This window comes from Domibacillus sp. (assembly GCF_031181085.1).
Taxonomy (GTDB): domain Bacteria; phylum Bacillota; class Bacilli; order Bacillales; family Domibacillaceae; genus Domibacillus.
Genome location: NZ_JAPSLE010000001.1, coordinates 447,189 through 464,417 on the forward strand (window position 1 = coordinate 447,189; position 17,229 = coordinate 464,417).

Here is a 17,229-nt window from a genome sequence, read left to right on the forward strand (position 1 = left end):
TCAGGCGCTTTTTTTTGACAGCAAAAGGAGGCTTGAAATATGAATGGCATTTTGCCGCTATGGAAAGAAAAAGGAATGACATCACATGACTGTGTATTTAAAGCCCGTAAAATTCTTCGTACGAAAAAAGTAGGCCATACGGGTACACTCGATCCCGATGTAGAAGGCGTGCTTCCTCTTTGTATCGGGACAGCAACGAGGCTCGCTGAATATATTACTGACAGTGGAAAAACCTATGAGGCAGAAGTAACCATTGGCTTTTCAACCGAAACGGAGGATGCGTCTGGAGCAGTGGTAGAGTCAAGGGCGGTTGACCGGTCTATTACGGATGCCGAGCTTGAAAGTGTGCTACAAAACCTCACTGGTGAAATTGAGCAAACACCACCTATGTACTCGGCTGTAAAAGTGAACGGCAGGCGTTTATATGAGTATGCACGGGCCGGACAAACGGTAGAGCGCCCGTCACGGATCGTCTCTATTTACAGCATTGAGCGAATCAGCCCGATCGAACAGGAAAATGAAAAAGTCCGCTTTTCCATTCGCGTTTCTTGCGGGAAAGGGACCTATATTCGAACTTTGGCTGTAATGATTGGCGAAAAGCTCGGCTACCCGGCGCATATGTCACGCTTAGTACGTACCCATTCAGGGGGCTTTGGTGAAGACGACTGTGTCACACTGTCTGTGCTGGCGGAACGGGCTCCAGAGGACGTCTTAAAGCCGGTTGAAACAGCGGTTTCTCATTTGCCCAAGTGGATCGTAAATGATACAGTAGCAATAAAGGTAAAGAATGGGGCTGTTTTGTCGAAGCCTGCCCAGTGGCCGGCTGGGGAGTCCGAAGCAGCTGTTTATTTAAACAGGGAACTATTGGCCATCTACCAGGTTCATCCGGAAAAAACAGGGCTGATCAAGCCGGTTAAAGTGATGCCACAATGACAGAGAGACAGGTGTGAAATGTATGGATGTTATTATGCTGCGCCACCCGCACAGCCATAAAAAAGAAGAATTGGAACCGATGGCGCTTGCGCTTGGTTTTTTTGACGGGGTACATAAAGGGCATCAACAGGTAATTTCTGCTGCTAAAAAAACAGCGGATATGCACGGATGGAAAAGTGCCGTGATGACGTTTGATCCTCATCCGTCTGTTGTTCTTGGCAGAAAGCATCAGCATATCCGCTATATTACTCCTCTTGAGGAAAAAAAGCGTTTGATCGCTGATCTCGGTATTGACTACTTGTTCGTGGTCCGATTTACGTCTGATTTTGCAGCCCTCGAACCACAGCAGTTTGTAGACCAGTATATCATTGGTTTAAATGTTCAGCACGTGACGGCCGGTTTTGATTATACATACGGCCGTCTTGGAAAAGGAACGATGGAAACATTACTGTTTCATTCACGCGGGGCATTTGCTTTTACACCTATTGATAAGCTTGAATTTAGAGAGGAAAAAGTAAGTTCGACCAAAATAAGAGAGCTGCTTTCGGAAGGACTTGTACGCGATGCGTCCGATTTACTCGGCCGCCCTTACCGGATGCACGGGACGGTTATTCACGGTGATAAACGCGGCCGGAAAATGGGTTTTCCCACCGCGAATATCAAACCCGATGATGATTATTTCCTGCCACGCACCGGTGTATACGCCGTAAAAATCCGTGTGAAAAATGAATGGCGTGAAGGGGTGTGTAATGTTGGGTTCCGTCCGACATTTAAAAGTCCGGACAAGCCGGTTTTATCAATCGAAGTGCATATTTTTCAGTATACGGGGGATATTTACGGAGAAGAAGTGGAAGTGGACTGGTTTATTCGGCTGCGCGGGGAGCAGAAGTTTAGTGGTATTGAAGAGCTGGCTGCACAAATTGAACGGGATAAAAAAGCAGCTGTGCTTTTCTTCGACAGCAAACGTCTTGACGAAGAAGCATAAATTTCTTATAATAAGAAGTGCTTGACATTTTGAACCGCTGCTTGGCATCGCGAATCTCCAACGCATGCTCGGCTGACGGGGATGAATCAATTTAAAGGAGGAATTACAAATGGCATTAACACAAGAACGCAAAAACGAACTAATTCAGGAGTACAGAACACACGAAAGCGACACTGGGTCTCCAGAAGTTCAAATCGCTGTATTAACTGAACAAATCAACACGTTGAATGATCACTTACGTACACATAAAAAAGACCACCATTCACGTCGCGGTCTTCTAAAAATGGTCGGCCGCCGTCGTAACCTGCTTTCATACCTTCGTAACAAGGATGTAGCACGTTACCGCGAGTTGATCCAAAAGCTCGGTTTGCGCCGATAATTCACGATAAAGCGGGATTTTTCCCGCTTTTTTGTTAGGAAAAAAACGTTTTTTTAAATAAAGAGAGGTGCAACCAAATGGAGCAGGGAAAAAGAACATTTTCCATCGACTGGGCAGGACGCGAATTAACGGTTGAAATAGGACAAATCGCGAAGCAGGCCAATGGTTCAGCGCTAATTCGCTACGGCGATACGGTCGTACTTAGTACTGCAACAGCTTCTAAGGAAGCGAAAGCAGTGGATTTCTTTCCATTAACAGTAAACTACGAAGAGCGTCTTTATGCCGCAGGTAAAATTCCAGGTGGATTTATTAAAAGAGAAGGCCGTCCGAGTGAAAAAGCGACACTGGCAAGCCGGTTAATTGACCGCCCAATTCGTCCGCTTTTTGCCGATGGATTCCGTAACGAAGTTCAAGTGATCAGCATGGTCATGAGTGTAGACCAGGACTGTTCACCCGAAATGGCTGCAATGTTCGGTTCCTCACTGGCGCTGTCAGTATCAGATATTCCATTCGAAGGCCCAATTGCCGGGGTAAACGTCGGCCGTGTAGACGGTTCTTTCGTGATCAACCCGACAGTGGATCAGCAGGAAAAAAGTGACATTGATTTGTCGGTCGCTGGTACTAAAGAAGCAATCAACATGGTTGAAGCAGGAGCAGACGAAGTACCAGAAGAAGTGATGCTTGAAGCGATTATGTTTGGCCATGAAGAAATCAAGCGCTTAATCGCTTTCCAGGAAGAAATTGTCGCTGCATGCGGAAAAGAAAAGCGTGAAGTTGTTCTTTATGAAAATGACAAAGTGCTGGAAGCCAAAATTCGTGCAATGTGTGAAGCGGATATGAAGCAGGCAATTCAAACGCCTGAAAAGCATGCGCGCGAGGAAGCGATCACAGAAGTGAAAAATGCTGTGAAAGAAGCGCTTCTTTCGGAAGGCGAAGAAGAACAAGTGCTGGCTGAAGCCTCCGCTATTCTTGAAAAACTCGTTAAAGAAGAAGTGCGCCGTTTGATTACCGTTGAAAAAATTCGTCCGGACGGTCGGAAGATCGACGAAATTCGTCCGCTTTCTTCCGAAACCACATTACTTCCCCGTACACACGGCTCCGCTATGTTTACCCGTGGACAAACACAGGTACTGAGTGTAGCTACGCTTGGTGCTTTAGGTGATGTGCAAATTTTGGACGGTCTTGGAACGGAAGAATCAAAACGGTTTATGCACCATTACAATTTCCCTTCGTTCAGCGTAGGGGAAACACGTCCGCTTCGTGCACCGGGCCGCCGGGAAATTGGGCATGGTGCTCTTGGAGAGCGTGCTCTTTATCCGATTATCCCTGATGAAAAAGACTTCCCGTATACGATTCGCCTTGTATCAGAGGTGCTTGAATCGAACGGATCTTCATCTCAAGCGAGTATTTGTGCAAGCACAATGGCGATGATGGATGCAGGTGTACCAATTAAAGCGCCTGTAGCTGGTATTGCAATGGGTCTTGTTAAGTCTGGCGAGCATTATACAGTGTTGTCTGATATTCAAGGCATGGAAGACCACCTTGGTGATATGGACTTTAAAGTAGCAGGTACAGCAAAAGGCGTGACCGCTCTTCAAATGGATATTAAAATCGACGGATTAAGCCGTGAGATTTTAGAAGAAGCGCTTCAGCAGGCAAAAGAAGGCAGAATGCATATTTTAGAGCATATGCTGTCTGTAGTCGATACGCCGCGCAAAGAATTGTCGGCTTACGCGCCGAAAATTATGACCATGACCATCAATCCGGATAAAATCCGTGATGTTATTGGGCCGAGCGGCAAACAAATCAATAAAATTATTGAAGAAACTGGCGTAAAAATCGATATTGAACAAGACGGAACCGTCTTTATTTCATCGGTAAACCAGGAAGACAATGAACGGGCGAAGAAAATTATCGAAGACATTGTACGTGAAGTACAAGTCGGCGAGCTTTACATGGGGAAAGTAAAGCGTATTGAAAAATTCGGCGCTTTTGTTGAGCTGTTCAAAGGCAAAGACGGTCTTGTGCACATTTCCGAGCTTGCTGAAGAACGGGTTGGCAAGGTAGAAGATGTATTGAAAATAGGCGATGAAATCCTTGTGAAAGTAATTGCCATTGATAATCAAGGGCGCGTAAATGTGTCTAGAAAAGCTGTTTTAAAAGAACAGCGTGAAAAAGAAGAAGCAGCTAAACAGCAGCAGTAACATTAAAGGCAGGGACTTCGTGTGAAGTCTCTGCTTTTTTTATAGCTTTTGGAAGCGAAGTATGATATTGTTATTCATTGATATTGTGATGTGGTCAACAAGATGAACAGAAACTAGGGGGATATGATTACGTTGATAAAACGATTTACATGCAAGAATGGCGTGACCATCGTAACAGAAGAAATGACCACGGTTCGGTCTGCTGCAATTGGCATATGGATTGCAACAGGATCCCGTGACGAGTCACCAGAACTAAACGGTGTGTCCCATTTTCTTGAACATATGTTCTTTAAAGGAACAGATACATTAAGTGCAAAAGAAATAGCAGAAAGCTTTGACAGCATCGGCGGTCAAGTAAATGCTTTTACGTCAAAAGAATATACGTGCTACTATGCAAAGGTGCTTGATAATCATGCAGAGCACGCTTTAAATGTGCTGGCAGATATGTTTTTCCATTCTAAATTTGATACAGAAGAGCTTGAAAAAGAGCGTAATGTTATTTTAGAGGAAATTAAAATGTATGAAGACGCGCCGGACGATATCGTTCATGATTTGCTTAGCAGCGCCGCATACGGTGACCATCCGCTTGGCCTTCCGATTTTGGGGACAGAAGAAACATTGGCAGCTTTCACACGTGACACGCTCAAAGAATACATGTACAACATGTATACACCGGATCGGGTAGTCATTTCGATCGCGGGCAATATTACAGAAGAGCTCGTGAAAAAAGCAGAAGCTCTTTTTGGAGAGTACGAAGGTGGCAAAGCGCCGGCCATGGAGGCTGTTTCCCACTTTTACCATGAGAAAAAAGCACGCTCGAAAGAAATAGAGCAAGCGCATTTATGCTTTGGATATGAAGGTGTCCCAATCGGAGACAAAGACATTTACAATTTAATCGTACTCAATAATATTATCGGTGGAAGCATGTCTAGCCGTCTTTTCCAGGAAGTTCGTGAAGAACGGGGTCTTGCGTATTCCGTGTACTCGTACCATTCTTCTTATAAAGATACGGGTCTGATCACATTTTATGGTGGAACAGGAGCCGAACAGCTGGAAGAATTATATGCGACCATCATGAAGTCCATCGACCTTGTTAAAAAGGAAGGAATTACACCAAAAGAGCTTCAAAACAGTAAAGAACAGCTTAAAGGCAGCTTAATGCTTAGCCTGGAGAGCACAAATAGCCGTATGAGCCGTAATGGAAAAAACGAGCTGCTTCTAAAGCGCCACCGTACGCTTGATGAAGTCGTCTCACTAATTGATAACGTAACAAAAGACCGGGTGGACGCACTGGCAGCAGAATTGTTTAATAAACCATTCTCAGCCGCGCTGATCAGCCCGGATGGCAAATGGCCGAAAACAGCCCAAATTTGAATCCGCTCAAAGAGTGGATTCTTTTTTTTGCAACAAAACAGAACGCACAGGGAAAAATGGCGGTTCATACAATAAAAAGAATACGCCGCAATTGGAGGAGATTTAGGTGAAAGCATTGATTTATGGCGGAGATGCCAGACAGATTGAGATGGGCCGCCTGTTAATGGAACGCGGCATCCATGTGTACATGGCTGGATTTGATCAGGCAAAGAAGGAACTCTCAGGCGCACAGGTTCTGAAACCGGAAGACGTGTCTTATCAGCTGATGGACTTGTTTATATTGCCGGTTTCGGGCGTGAAAAAAGGAGGGGTAGTGGATGCCCCGTTTTCATCAAAACCGCTTTTCATGACAAAAGAAATTGCCGAGTCTCTGTCACCCAATTGCATTATCGTAAGCGGCATTGAAACACCAGCTTTAAAAAGCATAGTAGACCGTGACATTCTGTATATTTTCGACCGGGAAGACGCAGCGGTGCTTAACTCTATTCCGACAGCTGAAGGAACTCTGATGATCGCTATGCAAAAAACGGATCATACCATTCACGGGGCCAATGTGATGGTGATCGGGCTTGGCCGAGTCGGTATTACAACGGCCCGGCTGTTCCGTCAGGCCGGTGCTCATGTAACGGCAGCAGTCCGGGAAACAGGGAAGTTTGCTAGAGCAAAAGAAATGAGTCTGTATCCTTTTTATATGGAAAGCATGAAAGAAGAAATTAAACGAGCCGACATTGTGATCAATACAGTGCCGGATATGGTTTTAACAAAAGAAATATTAGAGCAAATGAAGCCGGGCTCTTTAGTGATTGATCTCGCCTCTGAACCGGGAGGAACGGATTTCGAAGCTGCCCAAAAAGCTGGAATAGAAGCCATTCATGCCCTAGGCCTGCCGGGCAAAGTAGCGCCGAAAACAGCTGGGGAAATACTGGCTCATGTTTTATGGGATGCTGTAAAAGAATGGAAAGAAGAAAGGGGATTGTAAGAAGTGGACCTATCGTTAAAAGGGCGTCGAATTGGGTTCGGGATCACAGGATCACATTGTACATTTGAAGAAATAGTGCCGGTCGTGGCAAAGTTAAAAGAACTGGGAGCCGAGGTAGTGCCGGTGGCAACGAATACAGTGCAAAAAGAAGCAAGCCGGTTCGGTTCGGCAGGAGAGTGGCTGAAGAAAGTAGAAGAGGTAGCAGGCCAAAAAGCGATTACAACCATTCAAGATGCTGAACCGCTGGGACCAAAAAATCCAGTAGATTGCATGGTGATCGCGCCTATGACCGGAAACTCCATCAGTAAATTTGCCAACGCTGCTACAGACTCTCCCGTCTTAATGGCTGCCAAGGCTACACTGCGGAATGGAAGCCCTGTGGTGGTCGCTGTTTCAACAAACGATGCGCTTGGATTAAACAGCCAAAATATTGTGAAGCTCTTAAATATGAAAAATATTTATTTTGTTCCTTTTGGTCAGGACGATCCCATTAAAAAACCAAATTCTTTAGTGGCGTTTATGGATTTGATTCCCGCAACGGTTTCACAAGCCCTTTCCCATAAACAAATTCAGCCGCTGCTGAAAGAATATCCGTCTTCAACCGTTTAAAGAAATCACCGCTTTTTTTATTTCCCATTGATTTTCTTCTTTCCATCGTCCTTTAATGTGTTAAAATAGTGCTATTATCGGTATCAAGATACTTTTTTCAACATTCATGATAATTCGACAATGTATCTTTATACAAAAAGATGAACTTTTATTACCGGAAGGGGAAGATTTGAATGAGTAACACAGGTTTTCACGTAGCCGTCGTTGGAGCGACGGGAGCGGTCGGACAGCAAATGCTAAAAACATTGGAAGAGCGCAATTTTCCGATTAAGACATTGACGCTTCTTTCATCCGCCCGTTCAGCGGGAAAAACCGTTTCTTTTAGAGGCGAAGAAGTAACAGTTCAAGAAGCAAAGCCAGAGAGCTTTGAAGGAATCGATATCGCCCTGTTTTCCGCAGGAGGCAGCGTATCAGAAGCATTGGCTCCAGAAGCGGCAAAACGCGGTGCGATCGTGATCGATAATACAAGTGCTTTCCGTATGCATCCGGATGTGCCGCTTGTCGTGCCGGAAGTCAACAAAGAAGATTTGCGTAATCATAATGGTATCATTGCCAATCCGAACTGCTCAACGATTCAAATGCTTGTAGCGCTCGAGCCGATTCGCCAGGCAGCAGGCTTGAAAAAAGTAATCGTTTCTACGTACCAGGCTGTATCTGGTGCGGGAACAAAAGCAGTTGAAGAACTTTACAGCCAGACAAAAGCGATCGTAAACAATGAATCGTTTGAGCCAAAGATTCTGCCAGTCGGCAGCGACAAAAAACATTATCAAATTGCATTCAACGCTATTCCGCAAATTGATAAATTCCAAGATAACGGCTTCACATATGAAGAAATGAAAATGATTAATGAAACAAAGAAAATTATGCATATGGAAGACCTGCCGGTTGCCGCAACGTGTGTCCGCCTGCCAATTGCAACGGGCCACTCAGAATCTCTTTATTTTGAAACAGAAAAAGGCGGCTTGAGCGCAGCGGATATCCAGGCTCTGCTAAAAGACGCTCCAGGTGTTGTGCTGCAGGATAATCCTTCTGAACAGCTTTACCCAATGCCGGCAGATTGCGTAGGCAAAAATGATACTTTTGTTGGACGGATTCGTAAAGATCTTGATACAGATAACGGTTTCCATATGTGGGTTGTTTCTGATAATCTGTTAAAGGGAGCAGCTTGGAATTCTGTTCAGATTGCTGAGACGTTAATTGAAATGGGCCTTGTAACAGAAAAATAAACCGGCTGCCACTCCTAATTGAGAAAGCCAGGTGTATAATGTGAACATCATCATTCAAAAGTTTGGCGGGACATCTGTCCGTGATGAACAGTCGCGGCTGAGCGCTCTTAGTCATGTACAGCGTGCGGTCCGTGAAGGATATAAGGTAGTTATCGTAGTTTCTGCGATGGGGCGAAAAGGCGATCCGTATGCGACGGATACGCTTCTTTCGCTTGCAGGAAGCGGGACAGGGGTGTTAACAAAGCGGGAAAAAGACCTGCTCATGTCAACCGGAGAGCTTATTTCCAGTCTTGTTTTTTCAGCGATGCTGAAAGAAAACGGGCTGTCGTCTGTTGCGCTCACGGGCGCTCAAGCCGGCTTTTTAACGGACCATAACCATACGGATGCGAAAATTGTCAAAATCGAGCCGTCAAGGCTGCTGAAAGAATTTGAATCGTGCGACGTCGTTGTCGTAGCAGGCTTTCAAGGTGCGACAAGCACAGGTGAAATTACAACTCTTGGACGCGGCGGCAGCGATACGTCTGCAGCAGCGCTCGGTGCAGCATTGCAGGCCGATTTTATCGACATTTTTACAGATGTAAACGGAATTATGACAGCCGATCCGAGAATTGCCAAAAATGCTCGGCCATTGTCTGTTGTAACTTATACAGAAGTATGCAACATGGCTTATCAAGGTGCGAAAGTCATTCATCCGCGGGCTGTGGAAATTGCTATGCAGGCGAAGGTGCCGCTTCGTATACGGTCTACGTATTCGGAGGAAACAGGTACCCTTGTCACTTCTTCTCCGGATGAAAACCGCGGCTCTGACACACGTGACCGGCTTGTAACGGGGATTGCCCACGTAACGGGCATCACGCGCATTCGAATACAAACGACAGAGCAGGCGGATATTTTTGCATTGATGGCGTCAGAAGGCATCAGTGTCGATTTTATCAACATTTCCGAAGATCGTGTCACGTACACAGTTGTAGACGCAGATGCGCCAAAAGCAAAACAGCGTTTAGAGGAAAATGGATATACCCCGCTTCTCGACCCAGATTGTGCGAAAGTGTCAGTTGTAGGCGCTGGCATGACCGGCGTACCCGGGGTTACATCAAAAATTGTTTCAGCGCTTGCTGCAAAAGGTATCTCTATTATGCAGTCCGCGGACAGTCATACGACGATCTGGGTGTTAGTGAAAGAAGACCAGATGCCGGCTGCTGTTAATGCGCTGCATGATGCATTTTTACTTGAACAAATAAATGAATAGGCTGAATTGATTGAGGAAGCCGGAATTAGGAGGCGATTGCACATGATTTCTTTCGGCCGGTTGTCGACGGCAATGGTGACGCCGTTTGACTCAAAAGGAAACATTGATTTCGAAAAAACCACACAGCTGATTGAACATTTAATCGGAACCGGAACCGATTCGCTTATCGTAGCGGGAACAACCGGTGAATCACCAACACTTACAACTGAGGAAAAAGTGGCGCTTTTCCGCCATACCGTTAAAGTAGTCAATGGCCGTATTCCGGTCGTTGCCGGTACGGGAAGCAACAATACAAAAGCGTCCATTGAATTAACGAAAAAAGCGGAGGCAGAAGGCGTTGACGCCATTATGCTCGTGGCTCCTTATTATAATAAACCGAACCAGGAAGGGTTGTTCCAGCACTTTAAAACAGTAGCGGAATCTACTCATCTTCCCGTTATGATCTATAACATTCCAGGCCGTTCTTCTGTTTTGATTGAGCCAAATACAACGATCCGTCTTGCCAATGAAGTACCAAATATCATGTCAACAAAAGAAGCGAGCGGCAGCCTGGATATCATCACAGAAATCGTTGCAAATACTGGAGACGATTTTCTTGTATACAGCGGTGATGACGGGCTGACACTGCCGGTTCTTTCGGTAGGAGGCACGGGAATCATTTCTGTCGCATCTCACGTGGCTGGAAAAGAAATGAAGCAAATGGTGAATGCTTATTTAAGCGGGGACGTTCAAACAGCAGCCTCCATTCATCAAACCCTTCTTCCGCTTTTCCGTGGATTGTTTGCCGCACCAAACCCGGTGCCGGTCAAAACGGCCCTTCAAATGAAAGGTCTCGATGTGGGCGGTGTCCGTCTGCCTCTTCTTCCTTTAACAGAAGAGGAGCGAACAACCCTGTCGACACTGCTTTAAAAATAAAGCCGGTTTTTGCAGAACTTCTGCAAAAACCGGCTTTTCTTATTTCCCGGCAGATAGTATTGGCTTTCATTTTCTTCATCGCTTATAATAGACGTAATGTTTGGATCGGGTCTTTTAAATGTTTAGGAGGAAATAATGTGAGCAAGAGAACAAATGAATTAATTAAGATTATCCCGCTGGGCGGAGTCGGGGAAGTCGGGAAAAATATGACAGTCGTAGAGGTGGATCAGGATATTTTCGTGATCGACACCGGCCTTATGTTTCCTGAGAATGAAATGCTTGGAATCGATATTGTCATTCCGGACATTACATACCTGGAAGAAAACAAGGAGCGAGTGAAAGGTATTTTCCTGACGCATGGTCATGAAGATGCGATCGGATCGCTCGGGTATGTACTTAAAAAAGTACAGGCACCTGTATATGGAACCAAATTAACGCTGGCGCTTGCCAAGATGCGCCTGCGTGAAGAGAATGTAAAAGAAGATGTGAAGTTTTACACGGTTCATTCCGAATCAAAATTGCGTTTTGATCATGCGGACGTGACTTTTTTCCGGACAACACACAGCATTCCGGATTCTGTCGGTGTCGCCATCCATACATCCGAAGGCGCCATCGTACACACAGGTGAATTTAAATTTGACCAAAGTGCAAAAGGCCACTACGCACCGGATATCGGCAAAATGGCGGCGCTTGGCAAAAATGGTGTTTTCGCTTTGCTTTCTGACTCTACAGAAGCTGAACGTCCGGGTCATACAACTTCTGAGGCAGTCATTGCCTCTCAGCTTTCAGATGCGTTTCATTCAGCTGAAGGCCGGATTATCGTTTCACTTTTTGCGTCTAACTTAATTCGTATGCAGCAGGTATTTGATGCCGCTTATGAAAATGGCCGCAAGGTAGCGGTGAGCGGAAAAAGCATTCAGCGTGTAAATGATATTGCTATCCGGCTTGGCTATTTGCAAGTCGAAGATGATATTTTAATCAGCTTAAATGAAATCAGCAAGCATGCTGATCATGAAGTGGTGATCCTCGCCACAGGCGTACAAGGTGAGCCAATTGAGGCGCTTCAGAAAATGGCGAAGGGAACAAACCGTCATGTGAAAATTAAAGAAGGCGATACGGTGCTGATTACTGCATCTCCATCTCCAGGCTTAGAGCTGCTGATGGCTAAAACAGTCAACCTTCTTTACCGTGCCGGCGCAAATGTGTTAACAGGCAGCCGCCGTGTGCACGTTTCCGGACACGGATCTCAAGAAGACTTAAAGTTTATGCTCAATTTAATGAAGCCGACGTATTTCATTCCGATTCAAGGGGAATACCGTATGCTTAAAGCACACAAAAACCTGGCACTTACGACTGGCGTGCCGGAAGAGAATACGTACATCCCAGAAAAAGGGGATGTCATTGAATTTAAAAATGGAAGGATGCGTCCGGCCGGCCGTGTAACCGCCGGCAATGTCCTGATTGACGGAATTGGTGTGGGGGATGTAGGCAATATCGTTCTTCGTGACCGAAAGCTACTGTCACAGGATGGCATTTTCACGGTTGTGATTACGTTAAGCAAAAAACAAAAAAGAATTGTTGCCGGACCGGAAATTATCTCGCGCGGTTTTGTGTACGTGCGCGAGTCAGAAAAGCTGATCGATGATTCCGTAAAGCTTGTGACAGGTATTGTTGAGAAAAATCTTGCGGGTGAAACGTTTGAATGGTCTGGTATTAAGCAGGATATTCGTGATCAATTAAACTCATTCTTGCATGAAAAAACGAAGCGGCGTCCAATGATCCTGCCGATTATCATGGAAGTATAAACGCTCATATGTTCTCATGTGTCGATCATATGATATAATGTGAAAGCAGCCGAAACCGGCTGCTTTCAACTGTTTAAAGATCATGAAAAGTAGGGTGACGACATGGCACAAAAAAAACGAAAAAAACCGGTCCGGCGCCGGACCAATAAAGAAAAAAAGCAAATAGAATCATTGAAGATCCAGGGAGCGGGCGCTCTTATCTTTGTTCTTTGCGCTGTGGGGCTGCTTGGCACCGGGGTCGCTGGAGCTATTATCAAAGGAGCGGCCGCTTTTTTCTTTGGCGCGCTGTATGCGCTCGGATTGATCGGTCTATGCGGTATGGCACTTTATATGATTGTAAGGCGAAAACGGCCGCCGGTTTGGGAACGTAAAATTACGGGCAGCCTGCTGGTGGTTGCCAGTCTGCTTGTATTTTTGCATATTCGCCTGTTTGAAAATCCGGCAGAAGGTGTGAATTACACAGCTGAAACGTGGTATTTATACAAACAAAGCGTTTCAGGTGTCGGAACGATGGATATAGGCGGCGGAATGATTGGCGGAGCCTTATTTCATCTTTTTTTCTTTCTATTTGGCCGGCCGGGTACATGGATTTTTGGACTGACTTTATTTTTCGCAGGGATTGTGTTAGTAGGCGGCAAGCCGCTTGTTGAAAAATTGGTACATGGCGCCGCTCTTGCGGGCGAAAAGCTGAACGATTCCTGGCATCAAGCGAGGGAACAGTGGGCAGAACGAAGAGAATGGAAGGAACGGGAGCAGGAGCAGGAGCAGGAGCAGGTTGAGAAGGACAAGACGAGAGCAGCGGTAAAAGAAGCTCTACCTGAAGTAGAAAGCAAAGAAGAGCCTGTTATGTCGGAGGCCGCACCGCTTATTTCAAGCTTTGCTGAAAAAGCCTACACAGAAGAACCGGTTGCGCTGCAGAAAAAACATGAACCGGCAGCACCGCAGGAAGCAGAGCCAGCGGTTCTATCGTTTACAGAATCAGAAAACAAAGATTACAAGCTGCCGCCAGCTTCTCTTCTCCAAAAACCGCAGCAGGCAGATCAAAGCAATGAAAAAAAACATATTCAAAAAAATGCTCAAAAACTCGAAAAAACCTTTCAAAGCTTTGGTGTCAAAGCCAAAGTGACTCAGATCCATCTTGGTCCGGCTGTCACTAAATATGAAGTACAGCCGGATACCGGCGTAAAGGTAAGCAAAATTGTCGGCTTGACGGATGATTTGGCGCTGGCGCTTGCAGCAAAAGACATTCGGATGGAAGCGCCAATTCCGGGCAAATCCGCTATAGGAATTGAAGTGCCGAATGCCGAAGTGGCGATGGTCAGCTTTCGTGAAGTGATTGAAGCAAAGCAGCATGAAAAAAAGGATTCAAAACTTTTGGCTGCACTCGGGCGTGATATTACCGGTGAAGCCATTGCAGCTGAACTAAATAAAATGCCGCACTTGCTTGTTGCCGGGGCAACGGGCAGCGGAAAAAGTGTCTGCATCAACGGCATTATCACCAGTATTTTAATGCGTGCTAAGCCGCACGAAGTGAAGATGATGATGATTGATCCGAAAATGGTGGAGCTTAATGTATACAATGGCATTCCGCATTTGCTCGCCCCTGTTGTAACAGACGCGAAAAAAGCATCACAGGCATTGAAAAAAGTAGTAGGAGAAATGGAACGCCGGTACGATTTGTTTTCGCATACAGGCACGCGAAATATCGAAGGCTATAATGGGCATGTGACCAAGCACAATAACGAAACGGGCGAGAAGCAGCCTCATTTGCCGTACATTGTTGTGATTGTGGACGAGCTGGCTGACTTAATGATGGTTGCTTCAAGCGACGTAGAAGATTCGATTACAAGGCTTGCTCAAATGGCCCGTGCAGCCGGCATTCATTTAATTATTGCCACCCAGCGTCCATCTGTAGATGTTATTACCGGCGTTATTAAAGCGAATATCCCCTCGCGCATCGCTTTCTCTGTTTCCTCGGCAACCGATTCCCGCACCATTTTAGATATGGGCGGTGCCGAAAAACTTCTCGGACGCGGGGATATGCTTTTTTACCCGTCTGGAGCGGTAAAGCCGATTCGGGTTCAAGGTGCCTTTTTGTCAGATGAAGAGGTAGAAGATATCGTAGATTTTGTGATTGCCCAGCAAAAAGCGCAATATCAGGAAGAAATGATTCCAGAAGATGTGCCGGAAACAGCCGGCCAGTCGGAGGATGAGCTGTATGATGACGCGGTGCAGCTGATTGCTGAAATGCAGACTGCGTCGGTGTCTATGCTGCAGCGCCGCTTTCGCATCGGCTACAGCCGGGCAGCACGTTTAATTGACGAAATGGAAATGAGAGGCGTTATTGGTCCGTACGAAGGAAGCAAACCGAGAACGGTGCTCGTTCCGAAGCCGTCTGAAGAGCATATGTAAAAGAACAGCCGCAGGGCTGTTCTTTTTTTAAAAAACTTTTTTACTAGCATATGCATGTTTTTGCAAACGGTTTCTTTGTGGTTATTGCTTTGCTTGTATAATAATACGAATGGGAGAATGTTTAAGAAATTCTTTCTTTTCACTATTAAATAGTATCTTTTCAATTATCAAAAAAAATGATATGTTAAATGAAATTAGCGTAAATGTTAAACCTCAGAGGTCTGATGTCTCGTGCGAATGAAAGGAAAAGGTGGTGACGATTCCGTGTCCATTAAACAGGACAACCGGCATTTATACCTTCAGGTAATTGACCGGCTGAAAAAAGACATTGAAGAAGGGATCTATAAAGAAAAAGAAAAGCTTCCTTCAGAATTTGAGCTGGCCAAACAGCTTGGCGTCAGCAGAGCCACTCTTCGGGAAGCGCTGCGTATACTCGAGGAGGAAAATGTGATTATCCGGCGCCATGGAGTAGGCACATTTGTTCATTCCAAGCCATTATTCACATCCGGCATTGAGCAGTTGATCAGCGTAACGGATATGATTGTAAATGCTGGCATGGAACCAAGTACCATTTTTCTCTCGTCTGCAGTGATGCAGGCAACTGAGGAGGATGCGCGCAGGCTGGCATGTGAGCCGGATGCGGAATTAATGGTGATTGAGCGTGTGCGGACCGCCAACGGAGTACCGGTTGTTTATTGTATTGATAAAATACCGAAAGTCCTGTTTCCGGGGCAATTTGACGCAGGACAGGAATCCTTGTTTACTTTGTTTGACGAGCATGCTGCACATCCTGTTTCCCATGCTGTAGCCAACATTGAACCATATGGCTGGCATGAAAAAGTATCACCGATTCTGGATTGTGAGCCTGAAACCGCATTGCTTGCCCTAAAGCAGCTTCATTATACGGAGAATGATGTGCCGGTTTTGTACTCGGTGAATTATTTTCGGGCGGACAAGTTCAGTTTTCATGTTCTGCGCAGACGTATGTAATCCAGGCATCCACGTTAATTAAATTACTAGAGGGGGCATAAAAGAATGAAAAAACGTAATTTTGGTTTTGCAATGTCCATGGTTTTAGCAGCCGGCACAATTTTAGGTGCATGCGGCGGTGGTGAAGAAGCTGATAATAACGGCGGCGGCAACAGTACAGGAGAATCCGATAAGTTTACGGTTGGGATGGTAACAGATGTCGGCGGTGTTGACGATAAATCCTTTAACCAATCTGCCTGGGAAGGGCTTCAGGCATTCGGTAAAGAAAACAACCTTGAAAAAGGCACGGATGGTTTTGATTACATTCAATCAAAAAGCGATGCCGATTACAAAACAAACTTGAATACTGCAGTTCGAAATGGCTTTGATTTAACGTATGGTATTGGTTATAAGTTAAAACCAGCTATTGAAGAAGTGGCAAAACAGCGGAAAAACAGCCAGTTTGCGATTGTGGATGATGTGGTAGAAGGTTTAGATAACGTGACAAGCATTACATTCAAAGAAAATGAAGGTTCATTCCTTGTTGGGGTAGTAGCAGGCCTTCAAACAAAAACAGACAAAGTCGGATTTATTGGCGGAATTGAAAGTGAACTGATCGACAAGTTTGCCGGCGGTTTTGAAGCCGGTGTCAAAGCTGTAAACCCAGACGCGGACGTTGTTATTGAATATGCTGGTGCATTTGATAAAGCGGATAAAGGCCAGCAAATGGCATCTGCTATGTACTCTTCCGGTGCTGATATCATTTACCATGCAGCCGGAGGCACAGGAAACGGCGTATTTTCAGAAGCGAAAAGCTTAAAACAAAAAGATCCAAGCAAAGAAATCTGGGTTATCGGTGTTGACCGCGACCAGGCAGAAGAAGGAAAAGTAACAGCAGGCGGCAAGGAAATGAACGTAACGCTGACTTCTATGGTCAAACGTGTAGACCTTGCTGTTCAAGACGTAGCAACAAAAGCCCAAAACGGTGAATTCCCGGGCGGCGAAGTGATTGAGTATGGTCTTGAGGCAAACGGTGTAAGCATTGCGCCGACACAGGATAACTTAACAGAAGAATCAAAAGCTGCTGTAAAAGAATGGACAGATAAAATTAAAAATGGTGAAGTTGAAGTGCCAACAAAACCAAGCGGAAAATAATCCGTTTAGTGGATGCCGGATTGAACGCCGGCATC

At 45.6% G+C, this 17,229-nt stretch carries 14 protein-coding genes; all 14 read left to right on the forward strand.

Annotation, left to right across the window (positions count from 1 at the left end):
• Positions 1-39: 39 nt before the first annotated feature.
• Positions 40-933: a tRNA pseudouridine(55) synthase TruB gene (gene truB, locus RIN81_RS02445; RefSeq protein ID WP_309087117.1), complete on the forward strand. Its 894-nt coding sequence runs from the start codon at positions 40-42 to the stop codon at positions 931-933.
• A gap of 22 nt (positions 934-955) precedes the next feature.
• Positions 956-1,918 carry a bifunctional riboflavin kinase/FAD synthetase gene (ribF, locus tag RIN81_RS02450; protein ID WP_309087118.1) on the forward strand — a complete coding sequence of 321 codons (963 nt, stop codon included), beginning with the start codon at positions 956-958 and terminating at the stop codon, positions 1,916-1,918.
• A gap of 109 nt (positions 1,919-2,027) precedes the next feature.
• Complete coding sequence (rpsO, locus tag RIN81_RS02455; protein WP_242234468.1) at positions 2,028-2,297, forward strand: 30S ribosomal protein S15; 270 nt, start codon at positions 2,028-2,030, stop codon at positions 2,295-2,297.
• A 77-nt stretch (positions 2,298-2,374) separates the two neighbouring features.
• The gene (gene pnp / locus RIN81_RS02460; protein WP_309087119.1) at positions 2,375-4,501 is read left to right on the forward strand and encodes a polyribonucleotide nucleotidyltransferase; all 2,127 of its coding nucleotides are present in this window, start codon (positions 2,375-2,377) and stop codon (positions 4,499-4,501) included.
• Positions 4,502-4,633: 132 nt separating this feature from the next.
• The gene (locus tag RIN81_RS02465) at positions 4,634-5,875 is read left to right on the forward strand and encodes a M16 family metallopeptidase (RefSeq protein WP_309087510.1); all 1,242 of its coding nucleotides are present in this window, start codon (positions 4,634-4,636) and stop codon (positions 5,873-5,875) included.
• Between the two features lie 106 nt (positions 5,876-5,981).
• Positions 5,982-6,854 (forward strand): dipicolinate synthase subunit DpsA, encoded by an 873-nt coding sequence (gene dpsA / locus RIN81_RS02470; RefSeq protein WP_309087120.1) that lies wholly within the window; start codon positions 5,982-5,984, stop codon positions 6,852-6,854.
• A 3-nt stretch (positions 6,855-6,857) separates the two neighbouring features.
• On the forward strand, positions 6,858-7,463 hold the full coding sequence (locus RIN81_RS02475) for a dipicolinate synthase subunit B (protein ID WP_309087121.1): 606 nt from the start codon (positions 6,858-6,860) through the stop codon (positions 7,461-7,463).
• 173 nt (positions 7,464-7,636) lie between these two features.
• Positions 7,637-8,689, forward strand: a complete 1,053-nt coding sequence (gene asd, locus RIN81_RS02480; protein WP_242234472.1) for an aspartate-semialdehyde dehydrogenase — start codon at positions 7,637-7,639, stop codon at positions 8,687-8,689.
• A gap of 40 nt (positions 8,690-8,729) precedes the next feature.
• Positions 8,730-9,938, forward strand: a complete 1,209-nt coding sequence (gene dapG / locus RIN81_RS02485) for an aspartate kinase (RefSeq protein ID WP_309087122.1) — start codon at positions 8,730-8,732, stop codon at positions 9,936-9,938.
• A 42-nt stretch (positions 9,939-9,980) separates the two neighbouring features.
• Positions 9,981-10,847, forward strand: a complete 867-nt coding sequence (dapA, locus tag RIN81_RS02490; RefSeq protein ID WP_309087123.1) for a 4-hydroxy-tetrahydrodipicolinate synthase — start codon at positions 9,981-9,983, stop codon at positions 10,845-10,847.
• Between the two features lie 143 nt (positions 10,848-10,990).
• Positions 10,991-12,658, forward strand: a complete 1,668-nt coding sequence (locus RIN81_RS02495) for a ribonuclease J (protein WP_309087124.1) — start codon at positions 10,991-10,993, stop codon at positions 12,656-12,658.
• A gap of 102 nt (positions 12,659-12,760) precedes the next feature.
• Positions 12,761-15,070 carry a DNA translocase FtsK gene (locus RIN81_RS02500; protein ID WP_309087125.1) on the forward strand — a complete coding sequence of 770 codons (2,310 nt, stop codon included), beginning with the start codon at positions 12,761-12,763 and terminating at the stop codon, positions 15,068-15,070.
• A 264-nt stretch (positions 15,071-15,334) separates the two neighbouring features.
• The gene (locus tag RIN81_RS02505; RefSeq protein WP_242234477.1) at positions 15,335-16,060 is read left to right on the forward strand and encodes a GntR family transcriptional regulator; all 726 of its coding nucleotides are present in this window, start codon (positions 15,335-15,337) and stop codon (positions 16,058-16,060) included.
• A 45-nt stretch (positions 16,061-16,105) separates the two neighbouring features.
• The gene (locus tag RIN81_RS02510) at positions 16,106-17,194 is read left to right on the forward strand and encodes a BMP family lipoprotein (RefSeq protein ID WP_309087126.1); all 1,089 of its coding nucleotides are present in this window, start codon (positions 16,106-16,108) and stop codon (positions 17,192-17,194) included.
• Positions 17,195-17,229: the final 35 nt, after the last annotated feature.